The organism is Candidatus Margulisiibacteriota bacterium, from assembly GCA_041658645.1.
Lineage (GTDB): Bacteria > Margulisbacteria > WOR-1 > O2-12-FULL-45-9 > XYB2-FULL-48-7 > JBAZZV01.
This window is the reverse complement of the sequence record JBAZZV010000009.1, coordinates 15,349-33,588: the sequence shown is the minus strand read 5'-3', so window position 1 is coordinate 33,588 and position 18,240 is coordinate 15,349. Positions and strand designations below refer to the sequence as shown.

General features: G+C 52.9%; 15 protein-coding genes. 7 read left to right on the top strand and 8 right to left on the bottom strand.

Translation table 11 applies throughout. From position 1 onward, the window contains the following. Window positions 1-40: 40 nt before the first annotated feature. Window positions 41-2,137 (bottom strand): glutamine synthetase III, encoded by a 2,097-nt coding sequence (locus WC903_07580; GenBank protein MFA5893800.1) that lies wholly within the window; start codon window positions 2,135-2,137, stop codon window positions 41-43. A 298-nt stretch (window positions 2,138-2,435) separates the two neighbouring features. Between WC903_07580 and WC903_07575 the strand changes: the two genes are divergently transcribed. The 6 genes from WC903_07575 to WC903_07550 all read left to right on the top strand — a co-directional run bounded on the left by WC903_07575 (window position 2,436) and on the right by WC903_07550 (window position 10,441). Further along, complete coding sequence (locus WC903_07575) at window positions 2,436-2,591, top strand: hypothetical protein (protein ID MFA5893799.1); 156 nt, start codon at window positions 2,436-2,438, stop codon at window positions 2,589-2,591. 164 nt (window positions 2,592-2,755) lie between these two features. Further along, window positions 2,756-4,432, top strand: a complete 1,677-nt coding sequence (gene kdpA, locus WC903_07570) for a potassium-transporting ATPase subunit KdpA (GenBank protein ID MFA5893798.1) — start codon at window positions 2,756-2,758, stop codon at window positions 4,430-4,432. 1 nt (window position 4,433) lies between these two features. Next, the gene (gene kdpB / locus WC903_07565) at window positions 4,434-6,524 is read left to right on the top strand and encodes a potassium-transporting ATPase subunit KdpB (GenBank protein MFA5893797.1); all 2,091 of its coding nucleotides are present in this window, start codon (window positions 4,434-4,436) and stop codon (window positions 6,522-6,524) included. 1 nt (window position 6,525) lies between these two features. Then, on the top strand, window positions 6,526-7,068 hold the full coding sequence (locus tag WC903_07560) for a potassium-transporting ATPase subunit C (protein MFA5893796.1): 543 nt from the start codon (window positions 6,526-6,528) through the stop codon (window positions 7,066-7,068). 12 nt (window positions 7,069-7,080) lie between these two features. Then, the gene (locus WC903_07555; GenBank protein ID MFA5893795.1) at window positions 7,081-9,768 is read left to right on the top strand and encodes a sensor histidine kinase KdpD; all 2,688 of its coding nucleotides are present in this window, start codon (window positions 7,081-7,083) and stop codon (window positions 9,766-9,768) included. Next, window positions 9,761-10,441: a response regulator transcription factor gene (locus WC903_07550; GenBank protein ID MFA5893794.1), complete on the top strand. Its 681-nt coding sequence runs from the start codon at window positions 9,761-9,763 to the stop codon at window positions 10,439-10,441. Before WC903_07555 ends, WC903_07550 begins: the two co-directional genes overlap by 8 nt. On the opposite strand, the gene WC903_07545 is transcribed toward WC903_07550, so the two are convergent. The 6 genes from WC903_07545 to WC903_07520 form a co-directional block, all read right to left on the bottom strand. Continuing rightward, window positions 10,442-10,780 carry a P-II family nitrogen regulator gene (locus tag WC903_07545; protein ID MFA5893793.1) on the bottom strand — a complete coding sequence of 113 codons (339 nt, stop codon included), beginning with the start codon at window positions 10,778-10,780 and terminating at the stop codon, window positions 10,442-10,444. It abuts the gene before it with no gap. Between the two features lie 12 nt (window positions 10,781-10,792). Next, a complete protein-coding gene (locus tag WC903_07540; GenBank protein ID MFA5893792.1) occupies window positions 10,793-12,004 on the bottom strand; it encodes an ammonium transporter in 1,212 nt (403 codons plus the stop codon). A gap of 116 nt (window positions 12,005-12,120) precedes the next feature. After that, window positions 12,121-12,459, bottom strand: coding sequence for a P-II family nitrogen regulator (locus WC903_07535; GenBank protein ID MFA5893791.1), 339 nt, complete (start codon window positions 12,457-12,459; stop codon window positions 12,121-12,123). 14 nt (window positions 12,460-12,473) lie between these two features. Then, window positions 12,474-13,685 (bottom strand): ammonium transporter, encoded by a 1,212-nt coding sequence (locus WC903_07530; GenBank protein MFA5893790.1) that lies wholly within the window; start codon window positions 13,683-13,685, stop codon window positions 12,474-12,476. A 13-nt stretch (window positions 13,686-13,698) separates the two neighbouring features. Continuing rightward, the gene (locus WC903_07525; GenBank protein ID MFA5893789.1) at window positions 13,699-14,376 is read right to left on the bottom strand and encodes a hypothetical protein; all 678 of its coding nucleotides are present in this window, start codon (window positions 14,374-14,376) and stop codon (window positions 13,699-13,701) included. 267 nt (window positions 14,377-14,643) lie between these two features. Then, window positions 14,644-16,158 carry a sigma 54-interacting transcriptional regulator gene (locus WC903_07520; GenBank protein MFA5893788.1) on the bottom strand — a complete coding sequence of 505 codons (1,515 nt, stop codon included), beginning with the start codon at window positions 16,156-16,158 and terminating at the stop codon, window positions 14,644-14,646. Between the two features lie 72 nt (window positions 16,159-16,230). Between WC903_07520 and WC903_07515 the strand changes: the two genes are divergently transcribed. Continuing rightward, the gene (locus WC903_07515) at window positions 16,231-16,701 is read left to right on the top strand and encodes a hypothetical protein (GenBank protein ID MFA5893787.1); all 471 of its coding nucleotides are present in this window, start codon (window positions 16,231-16,233) and stop codon (window positions 16,699-16,701) included. A 248-nt stretch (window positions 16,702-16,949) separates the two neighbouring features. Here WC903_07515 and WC903_07510 read toward each other — a convergent pair whose 3' ends face one another. After that, complete coding sequence (locus WC903_07510; protein MFA5893786.1) at window positions 16,950-18,188, bottom strand: ATP-binding protein; 1,239 nt, start codon at window positions 18,186-18,188, stop codon at window positions 16,950-16,952. Window positions 18,189-18,240: the final 52 nt, after the last annotated feature.

Genomic DNA, 18,240 nt, shown 5'->3' with positions numbered 1-18,240 from the left:
TAAGCGGGACATTGCTGCCCCGCTTAGCGAATAAACAGGATCACAATATCGTTAAAAGTTCCTGGTACTTAGCCATCGGCCAGAACCGGTCGGCGACCAGAGTTTCGGCCTGATCAACGCTCGAGCGCAGATCGGCTAAAGCATTGGCCCCATTCTTGGCGTACAGTTTTGCTTTCTTTTCCAGGTTTTCTTCCCGCTCGCAAATAACAATAGCTTTCTCCAGCCCCTTGATCGCCGCTTTGATATCGGCATAGAGAGCGGAAGCGACCTTCAGATCAGCGGCCATGGCACTGGCTTTGGAAGTCGCTTGGACAGCTTCGCCTAACAGCGCGATCTGCTCCAAAACAGCAGGCAGGACCAGCGTTCTGGCAATGTCCAGGCCAGCCTTAAGCTCAACATCCTTAATCTTGATGTAGGCATCCAGCTTGATCTCCACTTTTGAATGGAGCTCCCGCTTGGAAAGAACGCCGTATTTCTCAAAAAGTGCCGCGTTATCTTTCTCCAGCATCAGCTCCAGCGCGTCTGGGGTGTTCTTGGTATTGGGCAGTCCCCTTTTGGCGGCTTCTTTGTGCCAGGCTTCTGAATAATTGTTCCCTTCAAACCGGACCTTCTTGGTCTCTGTCAGGACGTCCTTCATGACCAGGATCGCGTTTTCCTTGACGTTCCCGCCTTTTTTCGCTGACAGCCGTTTTGCTATCTCATCATAGCCGTAAGCCACGACCAAATTAAGTGTGGTCGCTGCTTCCGAGCAGTTCTGGGATGAACCCACGGCGCGGAATTCGAACTTATTGCCCGTAAAAGCTACCGGCGAGGTCCGATTCCGGTCGGAGGTATCCTTGGCCACCTTAGGCAGGTTCTTAACGCCTAAGTTAATGTGAGAAAGGATCTTTTCGTTCACTTTATTGCCGATCCCCTCGATCTCATCCATCAATCCGGCCAGATATTCGCCCAGATAAACGGACATGATGGCCGGCGGTGCTTCGTTCGCGCCGAGCCGGTGATCGTTCCCGGCGTCCGCTACTGCCGCCCGCAACAGGCCGCCGAATTTGTTCACCCCAAGCAGGATCGCGCCTAGGGTGAGAAGAAAATTGATGTTCTTGACCGGCGAATCGGACGGTTCCAGGTAATTTGTACCGCTGTCATCTCCCATTGACCAGTTGAAATGCTTGCCCGAGCCGTTGACCCCCGCAAAAGGTTTTTCATATAGTATTGCTACCATCCCGTGCTTATCGGCGACTTTGCGGATAATATCCATCAGCTGCAGGTTGTGATCGATGGCCAGGTTAGCTTCCTCATAAAGAGGCGCTATTTCGAACTGGTTGGGAGAAACTTCATTATGCCTGGTCTTCGACGGGATCCCGTGCCGGTAAAGCTCGGTATCAAAATCTTCCATGAACATCATCACTTTGTCTTTGATCGCGCCGAAGTAATGGTCTTCCAGCTGCTGGCCTTTGGCTGGTGGCGCGCCAAAAAGTGTCCGGCCGGTTATGCGCAGATCGGGCCGCGTATCGTATTGCTCCTTGGAAACCAGGAAATATTCCTGCTCTGGCCCGCCGTAAACCTTCATCCTTTTGACTGAATTGTTCCCTAACAGTTTCTGCAGTTTTATCGCCGCTTCGGTCAGGGCCTTCATGGAACGGAGGAGCGGGGTTTTCAGGTCCAGCACCTCGCCGGTCCAGGAAAGATAAACTGTCGGGATGACCAGGGTCTTGGTATCCCCTGCTTCCAGCAAAAATGCCGAGCTGGTCGGGTCCCACGCGGTATATCCTCTGGCTTCAAATGTGGAACGTATTCCGCCGGAGGGGAAGCTGGAAGCGTCCGGCTCCGACTGGATCAGCTGTTTCGCGCTGAAACGCTCGGTCATCTCTCCATCTTTTCCATAGCTAAGGAAAGCATCGTGCTTTTCAGCCGTGCCGCCGCGCTGCGGCTGGAACCAGTGCGTAAAATGCGTGGCGCCATTCTCCATGGCCCATTCTTTCATCGCATGGGCCACGTCGCTGGCGATAGTTTCGTCCAAGGGGGCCCCGCCATCCAACGTAGCAACCAACTTGGCGTAGACCTCTTTACTTAATTTTTCCTTCATCACCTTTTTGCTGAAAGTGAGCTCTCCGAAGATCTGACTCGCGGTTTTTACCATGGCGATTCTCCTTTATCTTGGAATTGATGGTTTTAGTAAAGCAACCTTATTGCCAGCCACAACCCCTCTTAGGCAAGACAATTTTGTATATTAGGGCAATATCTGCTACATTTTTGTGCAATCAAAGGGCCTTGGCCCCCTGTTCGCCGGTCCTGGCCTGGTAAAATTTACGCTATTTTTACTGTTATAGCTTGTATTTTTACAACAATTTGACTTGACAGAGTGTTACTATTTATCAGTCCGATCAAAATAATGCTGAACAAGGCTATTATTTTTTAGGCTCTAACGGGAGGAAGCTATGGCTATTGTTGCCGGGATAATATTTATTGTTATATTTAATATTTTGCTGTTTGTTGCGGCATACTATATTGCCTTGGCTGTTACCATATTAATCCTAAAAGCAGCCAATAAATTGAGGGGGATAAAATTATGGGCTTTATTTTGGCCGGAATAATAGCGGCCGCTTTGCTGGTTTATCTTGCTTACGCCATGTTCAATCCTGAGAAATTTTAATGTAGCGGCGACCTTTAGGTCGCCATGAGGGGATAGAGACCTAAAGGCCTCCTCTACATTTTATTTTAACCAGTTTCATAACAATCCTTTAAGGAGAAGTAATTTATGAAAGTGACCGATTATTTACAGGTATTTATTTTTTGTTTAGCGCTGATCGGCCTAACACCGCCTTTGGGGCTGTACCTGGCCAGGGTCTTTGAAGGCAAGAGAACATTCATGTCGCCGGTGCTGGGCTGGCTGGAAGATCTGCTCTACAGCTTGTGCGGCATTAAGAAAGACGAAGAGATGGATTGGAAAGTTTATACCAAAGCCCTGCTTTATTTTAACCTGCTCGGTTTTCTCTTTCTTTTTGGGCTGCAGCTGGTCCAGAGGTTCCTCCCGCTCAACCCGGCCAACCTGCCCAATGTCGCCTGGGACGCTGCTTTCAACACAGCCGTGAGTTTTACTACTAACACCAACTGGCAGTCATATGCCGGGGAAACGACCATGAGCTATCTGACCCAGATGATCGGGTTAACCGTGCAGAATTTTCTTAGCGCGGCGACTGGGATAACCGTTTTCCTGGCCCTGACTCGCGGTTTGATCTCCAAATCAAAAAGTTCGCTGGGCAATTTCTGGGTCGATCTGGTCCGCTCGCTGGTCTATGTCCTTTTGCCTCTATCGATCCTACTGGCGGTGGTTTTAAACGCCCAGGGGGTCGTGCAAACACTGTCTCCCTATAAAGATGTCGTGACTCTGCAGGGGACGAAACAAACTATTCCCTTAGGTCCGGCCGCTTCGCAGATCGCCATCAAACAGCTCGGAACCAACGGCGGCGGCTTCTTTAACGCCAACAGTGCCCATCCATATGAAAATCCAACGCCACTGGCCAATTGGCTGGAGATGCTGGCCATTCTGCTGATCCCAGCCGCGCTGGTTTATACTTACGGGGTGATGATCGGCAATCGGAAGCACGGTTGGCTGTTATTTTTTGTCATGTTCGCTATATTTGCGGTCGGTTTGGGAGTCGCGCTTTTTTCAGAATTCTCGGTTCCCGGGACAATTCACGAAGGGCAGGAAACCCGATTCGGTATTACCAATAGCGTGATCTGGGCGATGGCAACGACCAGTGCTTCCAACGGTTCGGTTAACGCAATGCATTCATCCTTAACGCCGCTGGCTGGAGGAATGGCACTATTCAATATAATGCTCGGTGAAATTGTTTTTGGCGGGGTCGGTTCAGGACTATACGGTATGCTCCATATCGTTTTGCTGACGGTTTTCTTAGCCGGCCTGATGGTCGGACGCACACCGGAATATCTTGGCAAAAAGATCGAGCGAAAGGAAGTGCAGATGGTCATCCTCTCCATTCTGCTCCCTGCGGCGGCAATTCTGATCGGGGCCGGGGCTGCCTGCGTTTTACCGGTTGCGCTGGCCAGTTTATCCAGTAAGGGGCCGCACGGCTTAAGCGAGATCCTCTACGCCTTTACTTCGGCCTCGCAAAACAACGGCAGTGCCTTTGCCGGCCTGAACGCCAACACAGTCTTTTATAATATAGCGCTCGGCCTCTGCATGATCATCGGCCGGTTCGGCGTTATCATTCCGGCCATGATCATTGCCGGCAGTTTAGCGGTCAAAAGGATCGCCCCGGTCTCGGCCGGGACTTTTACGACCGACAACTTTCTCTTTGCCGCCCTGCTGGTCGGCGTCCTTGTCGTGGTCGGCGTTTTGACCTTCTTCCCCGCTCTTTCGCTCGGGCCACTAGTCGAGCATTTACTAATGCTTAAGGGAAGGGTGTTCTAAAATGACCAAGAATATAGAAACAAATGATAACAAGATTATGTTGACTGCCATTAAGGATTCATTCTTGAAACTGGACCCGAGGGAAGAGATGCGTAACCCGGTCATGTTCGTGACCTTTGTCTGCTCCGCGATCACAACAGTTTTCTTTTTTCATCACCTGTCCGTCGGCATTTTTTCCCTGTTCGAGCTGCTGATCAGTATCTGGCTCTGGTTCACCGTCCTGTTCGCCAACTTTGCCGAGGCGCTGGCGGAGGGGAGAGGCAAGGCCCAGGCGGAGAGCCTGAAAAGATCAAGAAAAGAGGTCATGGCCAGACTGCTGATTAACAGTAAAGAAACGTCCGTTCCAGCGGGAAGACTGAAGAAAAACGATGTCGTCGTCTGCGAAACTAACGATATTATCCCCGCTGACGGCGAGGTGATCGAAGGGATCGCCAGCGTCGATGAATCAGCGATCACCGGAGAATCCGCCCCGGTCATCCGGGAGAGCGGCGGCGACCGGAGCGCCGTGACCGGCGGGACCCGGGTCATCAGCGACCGGATCGTGATTAGAATTACCGCCGATCCGGGCGGCAACTTTATCGACCGGATGATCGCCCTGATCGAAGGAGCTAAACGACAAAGGACCCCCAATGAGATCGCTTTAAGTATTGTCCTCTCCGGGCTGACCATCATTTTCCTGTTAGCCGTTGCCACTCTGAAACTGTTCGCCGATTACAGCGGCGCAGCGGCCGGCCAGAACCTCTCCTCGATCGTCACGGTGCCGGTCTTGGTTTCTTTGTTAGTTTGCCTGATCCCGACGACGATCGGCGGGCTTTTGAGCGCGATCGGCATCGCCGGGATGGACCGTTTGATCAGGCGGCACGTCATCGCCAAGAGCGGCCGGGCCGTCGAGGCAGCAGGCGACATCGATGTCCTGCTGCTAGATAAAACCGGCACGATCACTCTGGGCAACCGGATGGCGGCCGAGTTTATCCCCGCAGCCGGAATTGAGCAGAAGAAACTGGCAGAGGTCGCCCAGCTCTCTTCGCTTTCTGACGAAACTCCGGAAGGCCGTTCGATAGTTGTACTGGCCAAAGATAAATTTGAACTGAGAGCGCAAAGCCTCCACCCCAACGACGCTACCTTTATTCCTTTTTCCGCCGCCACCCAGATGAGCGGCGTTGATTTTCACGATAAAGATAAAAAGGTTTACCGTTCGATCCGCAAAGGCGCGGTCGAGGCGATCAAAAAGGATATTGAAGCGCGCGGCGGCGTTTTCCCCGCCAATCTGGAGGCGGAAGTGAGAAAAGTCGGCAGCAGCGGAGGCACGCCGCTGGCGGTTTCCGACGGTAATCAAATTCTCGGCCTCATCCACCTGAAAGACATCGTCAAAGGCGGGATCAAGGAACGATTCCGGGAACTGCGTAAGATGGGGATCCGGACCGTAATGATCACCGGCGACAATCCAATCACCGCGGCCGCCATCGCCGCCGAAGCCGGCGTGGACGACTTTATTGCTCAGGCGACACCTGAATCGAAGATGGAACGCATCCGCAACGAGCAGGCGGGCGGCCATCTTGTGGCCATGACCGGAGACGGGACCAACGACGCGCCGGCGCTGGCGCAGGCGGACGTCGGCGTCACGATGAACACCGGAACACAGGCGGCGCGCGAAGCGGGCAACATGGTCGATCTGGAAAGCAATCCGACCAAACTTATCGAAATTGTTGAGATCGGCAAACAACTGCTGATGACCAGAGGAGCGCTGACGACTTTCAGTATCGCCAACGATGTGGCCAAATATTTTGCGATCATTCCGGCAATGTTTGGCTTGCTTTACGCCGAAGCGGGCGAGAACGGTCCGTTGTCGGCCCTCAACATAATGCGCCTCCATTCACCGGAGAGCGCGATCTTAAGCGCGGTGATCTTTAACGCGATCATTATTGTCATTCTTATCCCGCTGGCCCTGCGGGGCGTAGCCTATCACAGTCAGAGCGCCCGCTCCTTGTTGAAGCGTAATTTGCAGATCTATGGATTGGGCGGCCTGGTCTCGCCATTTCTCGGCATCAAATTGATCGATCTGTTGATCGTTTCTTTACGGGTGGTGAAATAATATGAAAAATATAGTAATTGGCGTCAAATTCTTTATCGCCGCAACGATCCTGACCGGCCTGTTTTATCCGCTGTTTATAACCTTGATCGGGCAGACCTTTTTTTCACCAAGCTCGAACGGACGCCTTGATTTGATCGCCCAGAAGTTCGACCAGGATAAATATTTCTGGTCCAGGCCTTCTTCCCAAGACTATAATCCCCTACCCTCAGGCGGCAGTAATCTTTCAGCGACAAGTAAACAGTTAAAAGATACGGTCGAAGGAAGAAAACAGCAGCTGCTTAAGGCCGATCCAACCAAAACTGTCGCTGAGGTGCCGGCCGATCTCATCTACGCTTCCGGCTCCGGGCTGGACCCGCACCTCAGTCCTGCCGCAGCCGTCTTCCAGCTTACCCGGGTGGTGAAGGCCCGCGGACTTGATTCAGCTATGAAAGGTGAGATAATTAAACTGATCGCGAAATCGACGGAAGGCCGGGATTTGAACCTTTTCGGCGAACCGAGGGTTAACGTCTTAAAATTGAACGCCGAACTGGATAACATCCGTTAAGTGAGGACCTAATTGGAAGACTTTTCGCGCCGGTTGACCCCGGAAGAAGCCTTAAAGATAGCCACTGAACATCCCCAGCGGGGCAAACTGAAGATCTTTATCGGTTACGCCCCCGGCGTCGGCAAATCTTTCACCATGCTCAACGAGGGGAACCGCCGCCGCCAGCGGGGAGAAGACCTCGTCATCGGCTACGTGGAACTGCACGGCCGCCAGGAGACCGAAAAGCAGATCGGCACCCTGGAAGTAGTCCCCCGCAAAAAGATCGAGTACGGCGGCAAGCGCCTGGAAGAGATGGATACTGAGGCTATCGTAAAGCGTCACCCCACCACCGTCCTGGTCGACGAACTGGCCCACACCAACGTCCCCGGCTCAAAATACGTCAAACGCTATGAAGACGTGGATGAGATCCTCCGGGCCGGGATCAATGTCATCACTACGCTGAACGTCCAGCACCTGGAAAGCCTGAACGACGTCATCAAACAGATCACCGGCGTCACGGTCCGGGAAACGATCCCTGACGGGATCGTGGAAAACGCCGATGAGATCGTCGCCGTTGATATCACGGTGGAAGCCCTGCTCAACCGGTTAAAGCGCGGCGACATCTATAAAAAAGATAAGATCACCGACGCTTTGAGCAACTTTTTCCGCGAAGGCAACCTCAACGCGCTCCGGGAGATCTCCCTCCGGCAGACCGCCCAGGAAGTCGACGAAGAATTAGAGCTGTACATGAAAGCGCACGGCATCCGGGAAAGCTGGCAAACCACCGAACGGATCCTGGTTTGCGTCAGCCCGAGCCCGAACGCGAAAAGATTGATCCGCCGGGGAGCGCTGATCGCCAGGCGGTACCGCTGCGAATGGTTCGTCGTCGCCGTTGAAAGCACCGGGTTGTTCTCGCAAAAATGGAACCAGAAAGACAAGGAAGACCTCGAGAACAATTTTTCGCTGGCCAAACAGCTGGGGGCGGCCGCGACGATCCTCTCCGGCCGGAGCATTTCGGACGCGCTGGCAAAATTCGCTAAAGAAAAGAACGTCACTCAGATCGTGATCGGCCACTCCGAGAAAAGCCCCTTTCAATCGCTCTTCACCGGCTCCACCGCCGGCGCGCTGCTCAGCGAAACAAAAAATATCGCCATCCATGTGATCCCGACCGGCGGCGAGACGCCGGCCGGCGAGAACTGGCTCAAGTCGATCTTCGGCTCGGAAACGCCAATGAGCGACTTCTGGAAGACCGCGATCATTATTATGGCGATTTCGCTCATTAACTATCTCCTCTCCCCCTACCTCGGATACGAGGCGATCGGCTTCGTCTTTTTCTTTGCCGTCCTGATCTTAAGCCTGTTCGTTTCGTTCATTTACATCGTCTTGTTCGCCGTCTTGAGCGCTTTGATCTGGAATTTCTTTTTTATCCCGCCGACCGGGACTTTTGTCATCGGCAACCCGACCGATCTCGTCATGAGCGTGGTCTATATTATTACCGCGATCGTGACCGGCTATCTGACCAGCAAGATCAGAAGGGACGAAAGGCTGCTGGCGCTAAGAGAAGCCCGGACCGACACGATGCACCGGATCACGACGATCATCGCCGGGGCCAGGGACAGCCTGACCTGCGTTAAAGACATTGAAAGGGAGATCGGCGTGATCCTCCCCGGGAAATGCAAGGTCATCGTCAAACGCGACAAGACCAAGTTTGATGAATCCTTGCGCCAGACCATCACCGGTGACGAAAAAGAACTATCGGTCGCGATGTGGGCTTTCGAAAAAGGGGAAACGGCCGGTTGGTCGACCGACACCCTCTCTTTTGCCGGCGCCCTGTACCTCCCGCTCAAAGGCCCGTCGGAAAATATCGGTGTCTTGTTATACCGGCCGGAGCATTATCGGACCTTGTCCCAAGATGAAAAGAATTTTTTAAGCGCGGCGGCCAATCAGCTGGCTATATATCTCGAGCGGGAGATATTAAAAGAACGCTCGCTGGAAGCGGACGAGCTGAAAAAATCGGAAAGCCTCTACCGGACGATCCTCGACAGCGTTTCTCACGAGATCAAGACGCCGGTCACTTCGATCGTCGGTATTTCCTCGGCCATGCAGGATGAGAATATCATTTGCGACCGGAATAAAATGGCCGAACTGGCCCGCGACCTGGCCGATTCGGCGGAACGGTTGAACCGGATCGTCACTAATTTACTGGATATGTCGCGGCTCGCTTCCGGCATGCTCTCGATCAAGAAAGACTGGCAGGAGGTCCGCGAGCTGGTCAACATTTGCGTCCTCCGCTTGAGCAATAAACTGGCCAAACATCAGGTCAGGATCGAGATCGCGGACGGTTTGCCGCTGGTCAAGATCGATTTTGCCCTGCTGGAGCAAGCCTTGCAGAATGTCCTCTGGAACTCGCTCAATTACACGCCGGAAGGGACGGAGATCGTCATCCGGGCCATTAGGGAACAGAACAGGATCGCTATTATCGTTGCCGACAACGGTCCCGGAGTAAAAGAAGCTGAATTACCGTATATCTTTGATAAGTTCTACCGGACCAAAGAAGCGCCGCCCGGCGGCACCGGCCTCGGATTGGCGATCACCAAGGCGATCGTGGAAGCGCATGACGGCGAGATAACGGCCCGAAATAGAAAAGAAGGGGGCCTGGAGATCAAGATCACTCTGCCGATCGAAGAGCAGCCGGTCCTCAAAGAATTGCCCGATGAGTAACGGGGCCAAGATCCTGGTCATTGACGATGAGAAGTCGATGCGCAAACTGCTGGAGATCAGCCTGACCACCGAAGGCTATCAGGTTGAGTCGGCTAAAACCGCCAAAGAGGGACTGACCCAGTTAAGTAATTTCCGGCCTGACATCGTTATCCTCGACCTGGGCCTGCCGGACATGACCGGCAATGAGGTCATGAAAAAGATCAGGGAAAGAACGGGCACGCCGGTGATCGTTTTGACCGTCCGGAATTCCGATCATGATAAAGTTTCCTTACTTGACGCGGGAGCCGACGATTATCTGACCAAACCCTTCAATCTCCCCGAATTATCGGCCCGCATCAGGGTGGCTTTAAGGCACAGCCTGAACCTCAAGGAGGAACCGGTCTATCATCACGGGCCGCTGAAGATCGATTTCACTCTTCGCGCCGTAGAAATAAACGGCGAGCCGCTAAAACTGACCAACACCGAATTCGACCTGCTCAAGGCGCTGGTCCAAAACGCGGGCAAGATCGTCACCCAAAAACAATTATTATCAGAGATCTGGGGGCCAGAGTCAGTCGAGCAATCCCATTATCTTCGGATCTATTTCAGCCAGCTGCGCAAAAAACTGGAAAAACACGATCTGTCCGATATTATTGTCACGGAACCTGGCGTCGGTTACCGGTTAGCGATCTGACTACAGGGCCTTGGTCCCCTGCTCGCCGGTCCTGATCCGGATGACATTCTCCACCGGGGAGACAAAGATCTTGCCGTCGCCGACCTTCCCGGTCGTGCAGACAGTCGTGATCACCCCAATGGCCATCTCAACCTTCTCGGCCGCGACGACCATCTCCACTTTAATCTTGGGGATGAACTCTACCCGGTAATCACCGACCCGCCACTCGAGAGTGATCCCCTTCTGGGCCCCCCGCCCCTTGACCTCGGTCACGGTCATGGAAGACAACCCCTTGGCATCCAACGCCTCCCGCAGCTCCTCCAGTTTCTCCGACCTGATTATTGCTTCAATTTTCTTCATATTATTTCCCCCTTAAACCGTTTCCGCGTGCTGGGAAATATCGAGCCCGACCAGCTCCTCGTGCTCCTTGACCCGCAGTCCGACCAATCCATCGATCACTTTGGCAATGATATAAGTCACCGTGAAGGAAAAGAAGGCGACGAAGCAGGCAGAGAAAAGCTGGATCCAGAACTGATGCTGGCTGCCAAAGAAGAGGCCGTTCGCTCCGGCCGCGTTAATGTTTTTATCCGCAAATAGACCGACCGCGATCACCCCCCAAAAACTCCCCATGCCGTGGCAGGCAAAAACATCGAGCGACTCGTCGATCCGGAGTTTCATCCGGAGGACGATCATATAGTAGGCGATGAGCGAAGCGACTGCGCCGATCAGCATCGCGAAAAGCGGAGAAACATACCCGGCAGCTGGTGTAATAGCCGCCAGACCGACGATCGCTCCCGTCGCTACCCCCAGGACGCTCGGCCGCCGCTGCATCCAGCTCAAGATCATCCAGACCGCCGCGGCAGCCGCCGCCGAAGCATTGGTCACGACAAAGGCCGAAGTCGCCAGGCCATTGGCCGCCAGCGCCGACCCGCCGTTAAAACCGAACCAACCGAACCAAAGCAAGACCGCCCCCAGCAGGACAAAGGGGATATTGCTCGGTTCCATATTGTCTTTACCATAACCGACCCGTTTGCCGATGACCAGGGCGATCGCCAGGGCGGAAAAACCGGCCGTGATGTGGACAACAAGTCCCCCGGCAAAATCGAGCGCCCCAAAGGCTCTTAACCAGCCACCGGTCGACCAGACCCAATGAGCGACCGGATCGTAAACGATAGTCGCCCAGATCAGGGAAAAGAAAAGGAAAGTTGAGAATCTGATCCTTTCTACGAAAGCGCCAACGATCAGGGCCGGGGCAATGATCGCGAACGCCCCTTGAAAGACCATGAAAGCGAGAAAAGGGATCGTCGCCGCATAGGCGGCGTTTGGCAATGCGCCAACACCAATCAGACCAAGCCAATCAAAGTTACCAATCATTCCCCGGACCGAAGGGGCAAAAGAGAGGGTAAAGCCGACCAGGAACCATTGCAAACTTAAAACGATCAGGACCGCGAAACACATCATAACCGTAGACAAAATATTCTTTTTCCTGACCATACCGCCATAAAAGAAACCAACGGCAGGGGTCATCAGGATAACTAAAGCGGTTGAGATCAAAACCCAGGCCGTATCACCAGCGTTTATCATGGCGAGCCTCCTTCACTTCTTCAAGAAGGAAGCAATAACATTGCCACGCTTAACCCAGGCTGCGCAGCCGGTAAAAAGATACGTTTTTGTATTTTCTGGACCGTTTATCTACAATATTAGATGGCGCCGTGTCCCTTTTCTTTGGTCCGGATCCGGATCACTTCCTCGACCGGCGAGATAAAGATCTTGCCGTCGCCGACCTTGCCGGTCGAACAAACTGACAAGATCGTTTCAATCACCTGATCGACCATTTTAGCGTTAACAACCAGTTCTACCTTGATCTTGGGGATAAACTCGACCCGGTACTCACCAACCCGCCACTCGAGGGTGATCCCCTTCTGGGCCCCCCGCCCCTTGACCTCGGTCACGGTCATGGCCGAGAGTCCCTTGGCATCCAGCGCTTCCCGCAAGTCGTCCAGTTTCTCCGACCGGATTATCGCTTCTATTTTCTTCATTTTATCTCCTCCATTTATACGCTTTCCGCGTGCTGGGAAATATCGAGCCCGACCAGTTCCTCGTTCTCGCTGACCCGTAGGCCGATGAAAAGGTCGATCAACGTGGCCAGGACATACGTAACAACAAATGAGAAACTAGCCGTGACCGCGACCGTCACGATCTGGACCCAGAGCTGGGCGGGGTTTCCAAAAAGCAGACCATCAGCTCCCGCCGAATTGATCGCTTTACTGGCAAAGATCCCGGTGGCGATAGATCCCCACAGCCCACCCATCCCGTGGCAGGCAAAGACGTCAAGCGATTCGTCGATCCGTAATTTCATCCGGAGGACGATCATATAATAAGAGATGATTGCAGCAATACCGCCAATGGCCAGGGCCGCTAACGGATCAACATACCCGGACGCAGGCGTGATCGCGACTAAACCGACAACCGCTCCGGTGGCGACGCCAAGAACGCTCGGCCGCCGATGAAGCCAGCTTAAGATCATCCAGACCAGGGCCGCTGCCGCCGCCGCCGTGTTGGTCACTACGATCGCGGAGGCCGCCAAACCGTTCGCCGCCAGAGCGGAGCCGCCATTGAACCCGAACCAGCCGAACCATAATAGGACGGCGCCGATGACGACCAACGGGATGTTGCTCGGCTCCATATTGTCCTTGCCGTAGCCGATCCGCTTCCCGATGACCAGAGCAATGGCTAAGGCGGCAAAGCCGGCCGTAATGTGGACCACCGTTCCGCCGGCAAAATCGAGCGCGCCTAATACCCGGAGCCAGCCGCCAACCCCCCAAACCCAATGGGCGACCGGGTTATAGACCAGCGTTGACCAAAGAGCGGTAAAGATCAGGAAAGCGCCAAATTTGATCCGCTCGACAAAAGCGCCAACGATCAGTGAGGGAGTGACAATGGCAAAAGCCGCCTGGAAAAACATGAAAGCGAGCGCCGGGATAGTGGCGGCGTAATCCGGGTTAGGCGCTTGGCCCACTCCGAGCAGGCCGAACCATTTGAAGCTGCCGATCAGGCCGCCGTGGGTCGGCCCGAAGGAGAGGGTATAGCCGATCAGGACCCACTGGACACTGATCAGAAAAAGGGCCGCGAAACACATCATGATCGTGGAGAGGATGCTTTTTTTACGCACCATCCCTCCGTAAAAGAACCCGACCGCCGGCGTCATCAGGATCACCAGAGCGGCTGAGACCAGGACCCAGGCTGTATCACCACTGTTGATCATTATAATCGCCTCCTTAAATATTAATGTCCAACTGCGTGGTCACAGTTGGCTTAGCGCCATTATTATACGTGCCGTAACCAAATATTATAGAAGTGTTGGGGGCGAATAACCAGGAAAATCCGTAAAAAGTGGCGCCAAGCGTTGATTGTCCGCTGGCATAGTCAACGCAAGCCCAGACTTTATCGGTCAAGGCTTTATCCCAGGTCAGGATATAACCCTTGTTGTCGGCGCCAATCGTGGCCGCGTTCCCGGTGAAATAACCGGCTGATATCCTGCCCAGCGGAAAGGTTTTAGCCGCCAGGCCATAGATCACGTTCATATCGGTCAAACCAGGCAGGGTCCCCAGACCGTAACTACCCAGCGCCAAGGCCGGCAGGACTTCCCCCTCCGGGAAACCATATTTGGCGTTAAAGAGCAGGCCGCTCCCCGGCAGATTTTGCGGCAACATTGCGTCGATCCCAACTTCCAACCCCGGCAGTAAGCCATAGGTCAGCCCAACGTCGGTCGGGAACGCATAGCCACCCGAAGTTCGGTCCTCAACCGTGAAATAATCATCGATCCCAAAGTGCCAGGCCCCCTTCGCCTGGATATCGGTCGACGGGTTCCAGATCTGGGTCGACGGTGTCGCTCCAGCCGGAATGGCTAACAATAATCCGCCCAGGAACAGCCAATTAAATAAACAACGCTTCATTATGATACTCCTCCCTTTCCTTAATTTTGAAAACCAATAGTTCATTTCTTTCCTCCTTCCTGATAGTAAACGGCCATAACTTTTTCCACTGGTCGGTCAACGCCATCCCTGGCTGTTTATTAATATCTTCAGTTTTGATCGTGTTTGGCATGACACTGTTAGGGGAGCAAGTTTATTGCCAAGAAAAAAGAGCCGTCGACAGGCGTCGCAGCTCCATTTTTGTAGACCGTTATACTTTTTTGTAGATACGGTCTTCAGTCATTGCTACTACGTAATCTTGTACTTGCCGATCTTATAACCGAGCATCCGCTCGGTGATACCGAGCGCTTTGGCCGCCTTGCGCTGTGATTTGTGCTTGGCCAGAGCATCGCTGATCCGCTGCTTTTCGATCGACTCGACGATCTCGGGGAGGCTGGCGCCGGCCGAAGGGACGTCTACCGCGTCACCGCTCCGGATATTCTGGGGAAGTTCCTGGGCGGTGATCAATTCTTTCTGGCAGATGACGACCGCCCGCTCGACCACGTTCTGGACCTCGCGCACGTTCCCCGGCCAGCCGTAGGCCAGGAGCATGTCGAGGGCAGACCGGTTGATCCCCCGGACCTTCTTATTGTTCTCTTTGTTGAATTTGTGGAGGAAATGGTCGACCAGGAGGGGGATATCTTCTTTCCGGTCGCGGAGCGGCGGCAGGTTGACCGGGAAAACGTTGATCCGGTAATAAAGGTCTTCGCGAAATTTACCGGACTTGGCCATTTCCGCCAGGTTGCGGTGGGTCGCGCAGATCACCCGGACATTGGTTTTGACCGTCTGCGTACCGCCGAGCCGCTCAAATTCCCGCTCTTGCAGGACTCGCAGCAATTTAACTTGAGTAGCCGGGGTCAGGTCCCCGATCTCATCGAGAAAGAGGGTCCCGCCGTTAGCCAGCTCGAACCGTCCCATTTTCCGCTCCAGCGCGCCAGTAAAGGCCCCTTTTTCGTAGCCGAAGAGCTCGGACTCGAGGAGATTCTCCGGCAAAGCGGCGCAGGCGACCTTGATGAACGGCTTGTCGATCCGCGGGCTGGCGTAATGGATGGCCGAAGCGAAGAGTTCCTTGCCGGTCCCCGATTCCCCGAAGAGGAGGACCGTCGCTTGGCTGTCGGCAACTTGCAGTGCTGCTTCAAGCGCCGACTCCATCACTTTGGAGCTGTAAATGATGTTGCCGAACTTGTATTTTCCCCGCAGTTCGCGTTTTAGCTTAAGATTTTCGAAGACGACCGTTTGTTTGTCTTTTTCCGCCAGCTGGCGGATCATGACCGCCTGGCCAACCATCGAGGCAATGATCGTCAGCAGCCGGATATCCTCCTCATAGGAAATATCACCACGGAAAAGATGGTCGACCGAGAGGGCGCCAATGACCTTGTTGCCGGCCTTGACCGGAACACAGAGAAAAGCAAAGTTCCGCTCTTTCAGTTCGCGGCGGGCCTGCGTCCGATTGAGAAAAAGAGGCTCCGCCTTGATATCCCGAACGATCATCGGCTGGCCACTGGCCACGACCTGTCCGGTTATCCCCTCGCCGATCTGGTAGCGGCCCCGCTCCTTTTCCGCCGGCGACAGCCCCTGAGCGACCTCGATATGCAGTTCATTGGTCGCCGGGTCGACCAGGGTGATCGTGCCGCGCTGCATCTCCAACTGGTCGGTCAGGATCTTGAGGATAGCGTTGAGGGTCTTCTCGATGTCGAGCGAAGAGGCCAGCGCGCTGCTGATATCGACCAGGACTTTGACGGTTACATCTCGGGTCGGAGTCATAGTACAATATTGTAGCACCACCTACATATTTGTCAAACACCTTATGGTATAATATTATTAAGAGGTGCAAAAATGAAAAAACTGACGATCGGGCTTTTAATTGGCGCGGGGGCCGGACTGGTCTTGACCGGTTGTTTTCCAGCTGCGCCTCAAACCAAAACGATCCAGCAGTTAAACACCCCGGCTTTGGCCAAAGGAGTGAAAAGTACCCAAATGATAAAAACCGTAGAGATCATCGTCGCCAATGAAGACGGTAAACCGATCAAGCGGCAAAAAGCCGGCACCTGCACTTTTTTTGCTGATTATTCATTCAAGATAAGCAGCGCTCAACCAGAAGTGGTCAATAAACTGACGGCCGCGATCAAGCGCGCCCGGCAAAAAGCCAGCCTGCTCCTCCGCACCGAAGAGAAGGTCGGCGACACCCTGGTGATGTCGGGAGAAATGCTCCAGCCGGGTGACCAGAATTATATTTACGCCTTGATCATTGAATCGACCCGCTTGCTGAACGAAGAGAGCCCGGGCCAATACTTCAGTTTGGAATGAGGCTGAATAGTCGTATAATACTACATTATTGCCCCGGACAAGACCACCCGCTCCCCTCAACCCTGCCAGGGCGAATGGAAATTCGAGTTCCTGATCGTTGATCTAATGAATAACAACCAAGAAGACCTTGGCGCCCAGCAGGAACAACAGCGGCAGGCGGCGGCCGCCATCACCACCACTACTACCTCAACAACGACTACGGTCAAAAAGAAGAAATAACCCGCCGTCGTTAGTAGCCGCGATCGAAATCAAGCAGTTCCCTGACCAAGCGGGCGTCCCGTTCCAACCAGCAATAGGCCGGATAATATATTTTCATATTTCCTGAACAAGATCTTTTTCCCGGAATACTCAACCTCTCCTTCAATATTTCTGGAAACGATCAAACCGCCCAAAGTATTCGGATAGTTATCAATAAACACCTTGAAAGCCCTGGGAACCTCCAGCCCGCCTAGGGTTGTCTTTGCTTCGATCAAGAAAGGTTTTCTGTCCCGGAGCAAAACAAAATCGATCTCCAGGCCAGCCCTGTTTCTCCAGAATTTAATTTCCATATTCGGCCTTAGAATACTAAGAACTTGCAGCAGAACAAATGTTTCATGTAACGCCCCTTGGTCAGGCCTTGAATCAACAGCAGAAAAGTCTTTTAACAATGCCGCCCTTATGCCAAGATCAAACAGGTAGATCTTTTGCGATTTTTTCAGCTCGTTAGCAAGATTACGCGAATAAGAATGGACGCGGTGGCAGATATAGGTTTTCTCCAAAATGGAGAGATACCTGTTCACCGCAGCCGCGGTAAGCCCAATCTCCTTGGACAGGTTGTTTTCTGAAATAAGCGAACCCTGGTATTGCGCCAACAAATACAAAAGATTATTGAACGCCCTGATATTTTCTTCTTTAACCAGCGATTTAATGTCTTTTTGAATATATGCCTCAAGGATATCATTCAACATCTTTATTTTCTGGTCTGGTTCGGCAATATTGATCAAACCGGGCATTCCTCCGTAGAGCAAATACTCTTCCAAACTTTGTGCCGGGTCATGATTAGATGGTTTTTGCTTGAACTCCTCAAAAGAAAGCGGAGCTATTATTGACACAAAACGCCTTCCAGATAAGCTTTCCTTTAAATGTTTGTGTATTTCAATGGAGGACGACCCGGAAACAAATATTTTGATCTTTTGGCCGCTGTCAAAGACCGCTTTTAATATCTTGGAAGCGTTTTTCAAATAATGGAACTCATCAATAAAAACCACGTCCCCACCAGCCAGGATCAGGTCAAATATTTCCGAATCGGGTTTATTAAACTGCATTAAGTCATGGGGAATCTCAAGATTATAATATGTTGTTTTTAAATTCTGTTTTTCCGCTATTTTTTTTAATTCCTTCAATAAGAAGGTCTTGCCTACCTGTCTCGGGCCTAACAATATTGAAGATTCCGGAGAATTTAATTCTGTTACCAAATGGTCAAGCACAGCTCGCTTAATTACAATCATAAGACGATTTTATACCACCACTATAAACTTGTCAATATGCTGATTATTTGCT

Coding starts and splice junctions, on each gene's coding strand:
- WC903_07580 (MFA5893800.1), bottom strand. CDS start 2,137: ATGGTAAAAACCGCGAGTCAGATCTTCGGAGAGCTCACTTTCAGCAAA.
- WC903_07575 (MFA5893799.1), top strand. CDS start 2,436: ATGGCTATTGTTGCCGGGATAATATTTATTGTTATATTTAATATTTTG.
- kdpA (MFA5893798.1), top strand. CDS start 2,756: ATGAAAGTGACCGATTATTTACAGGTATTTATTTTTTGTTTAGCGCTG.
- kdpB (MFA5893797.1), top strand. CDS start 4,434: ATGACCAAGAATATAGAAACAAATGATAACAAGATTATGTTGACTGCC.
- WC903_07560 (MFA5893796.1), top strand. CDS start 6,526: ATGAAAAATATAGTAATTGGCGTCAAATTCTTTATCGCCGCAACGATC.
- WC903_07550 (MFA5893794.1), top strand. CDS start 9,761: ATGAGTAACGGGGCCAAGATCCTGGTCATTGACGATGAGAAGTCGATG.
- WC903_07545 (MFA5893793.1), bottom strand. CDS start 10,780: ATGAAGAAAATTGAAGCAATAATCAGGTCGGAGAAACTGGAGGAGCTG.
- WC903_07540 (MFA5893792.1), bottom strand. CDS start 12,004: ATGATAAACGCTGGTGATACGGCCTGGGTTTTGATCTCAACCGCTTTA.
- WC903_07535 (MFA5893791.1), bottom strand. CDS start 12,459: ATGAAGAAAATAGAAGCGATAATCCGGTCGGAGAAACTGGACGACTTG.
- WC903_07530 (MFA5893790.1), bottom strand. CDS start 13,685: ATGATCAACAGTGGTGATACAGCCTGGGTCCTGGTCTCAGCCGCTCTG.
- WC903_07525 (MFA5893789.1), bottom strand. CDS start 14,376: ATGAAGCGTTGTTTATTTAATTGGCTGTTCCTGGGCGGATTATTGTTA.
- WC903_07520 (MFA5893788.1), bottom strand. CDS start 16,158: ATGACTCCGACCCGAGATGTAACCGTCAAAGTCCTGGTCGATATCAGC.
- WC903_07515 (MFA5893787.1), top strand. CDS start 16,231: ATGAAAAAACTGACGATCGGGCTTTTAATTGGCGCGGGGGCCGGACTG.
- WC903_07510 (MFA5893786.1), bottom strand. CDS start 18,188: ATGATTGTAATTAAGCGAGCTGTGCTTGACCATTTGGTAACAGAATTA.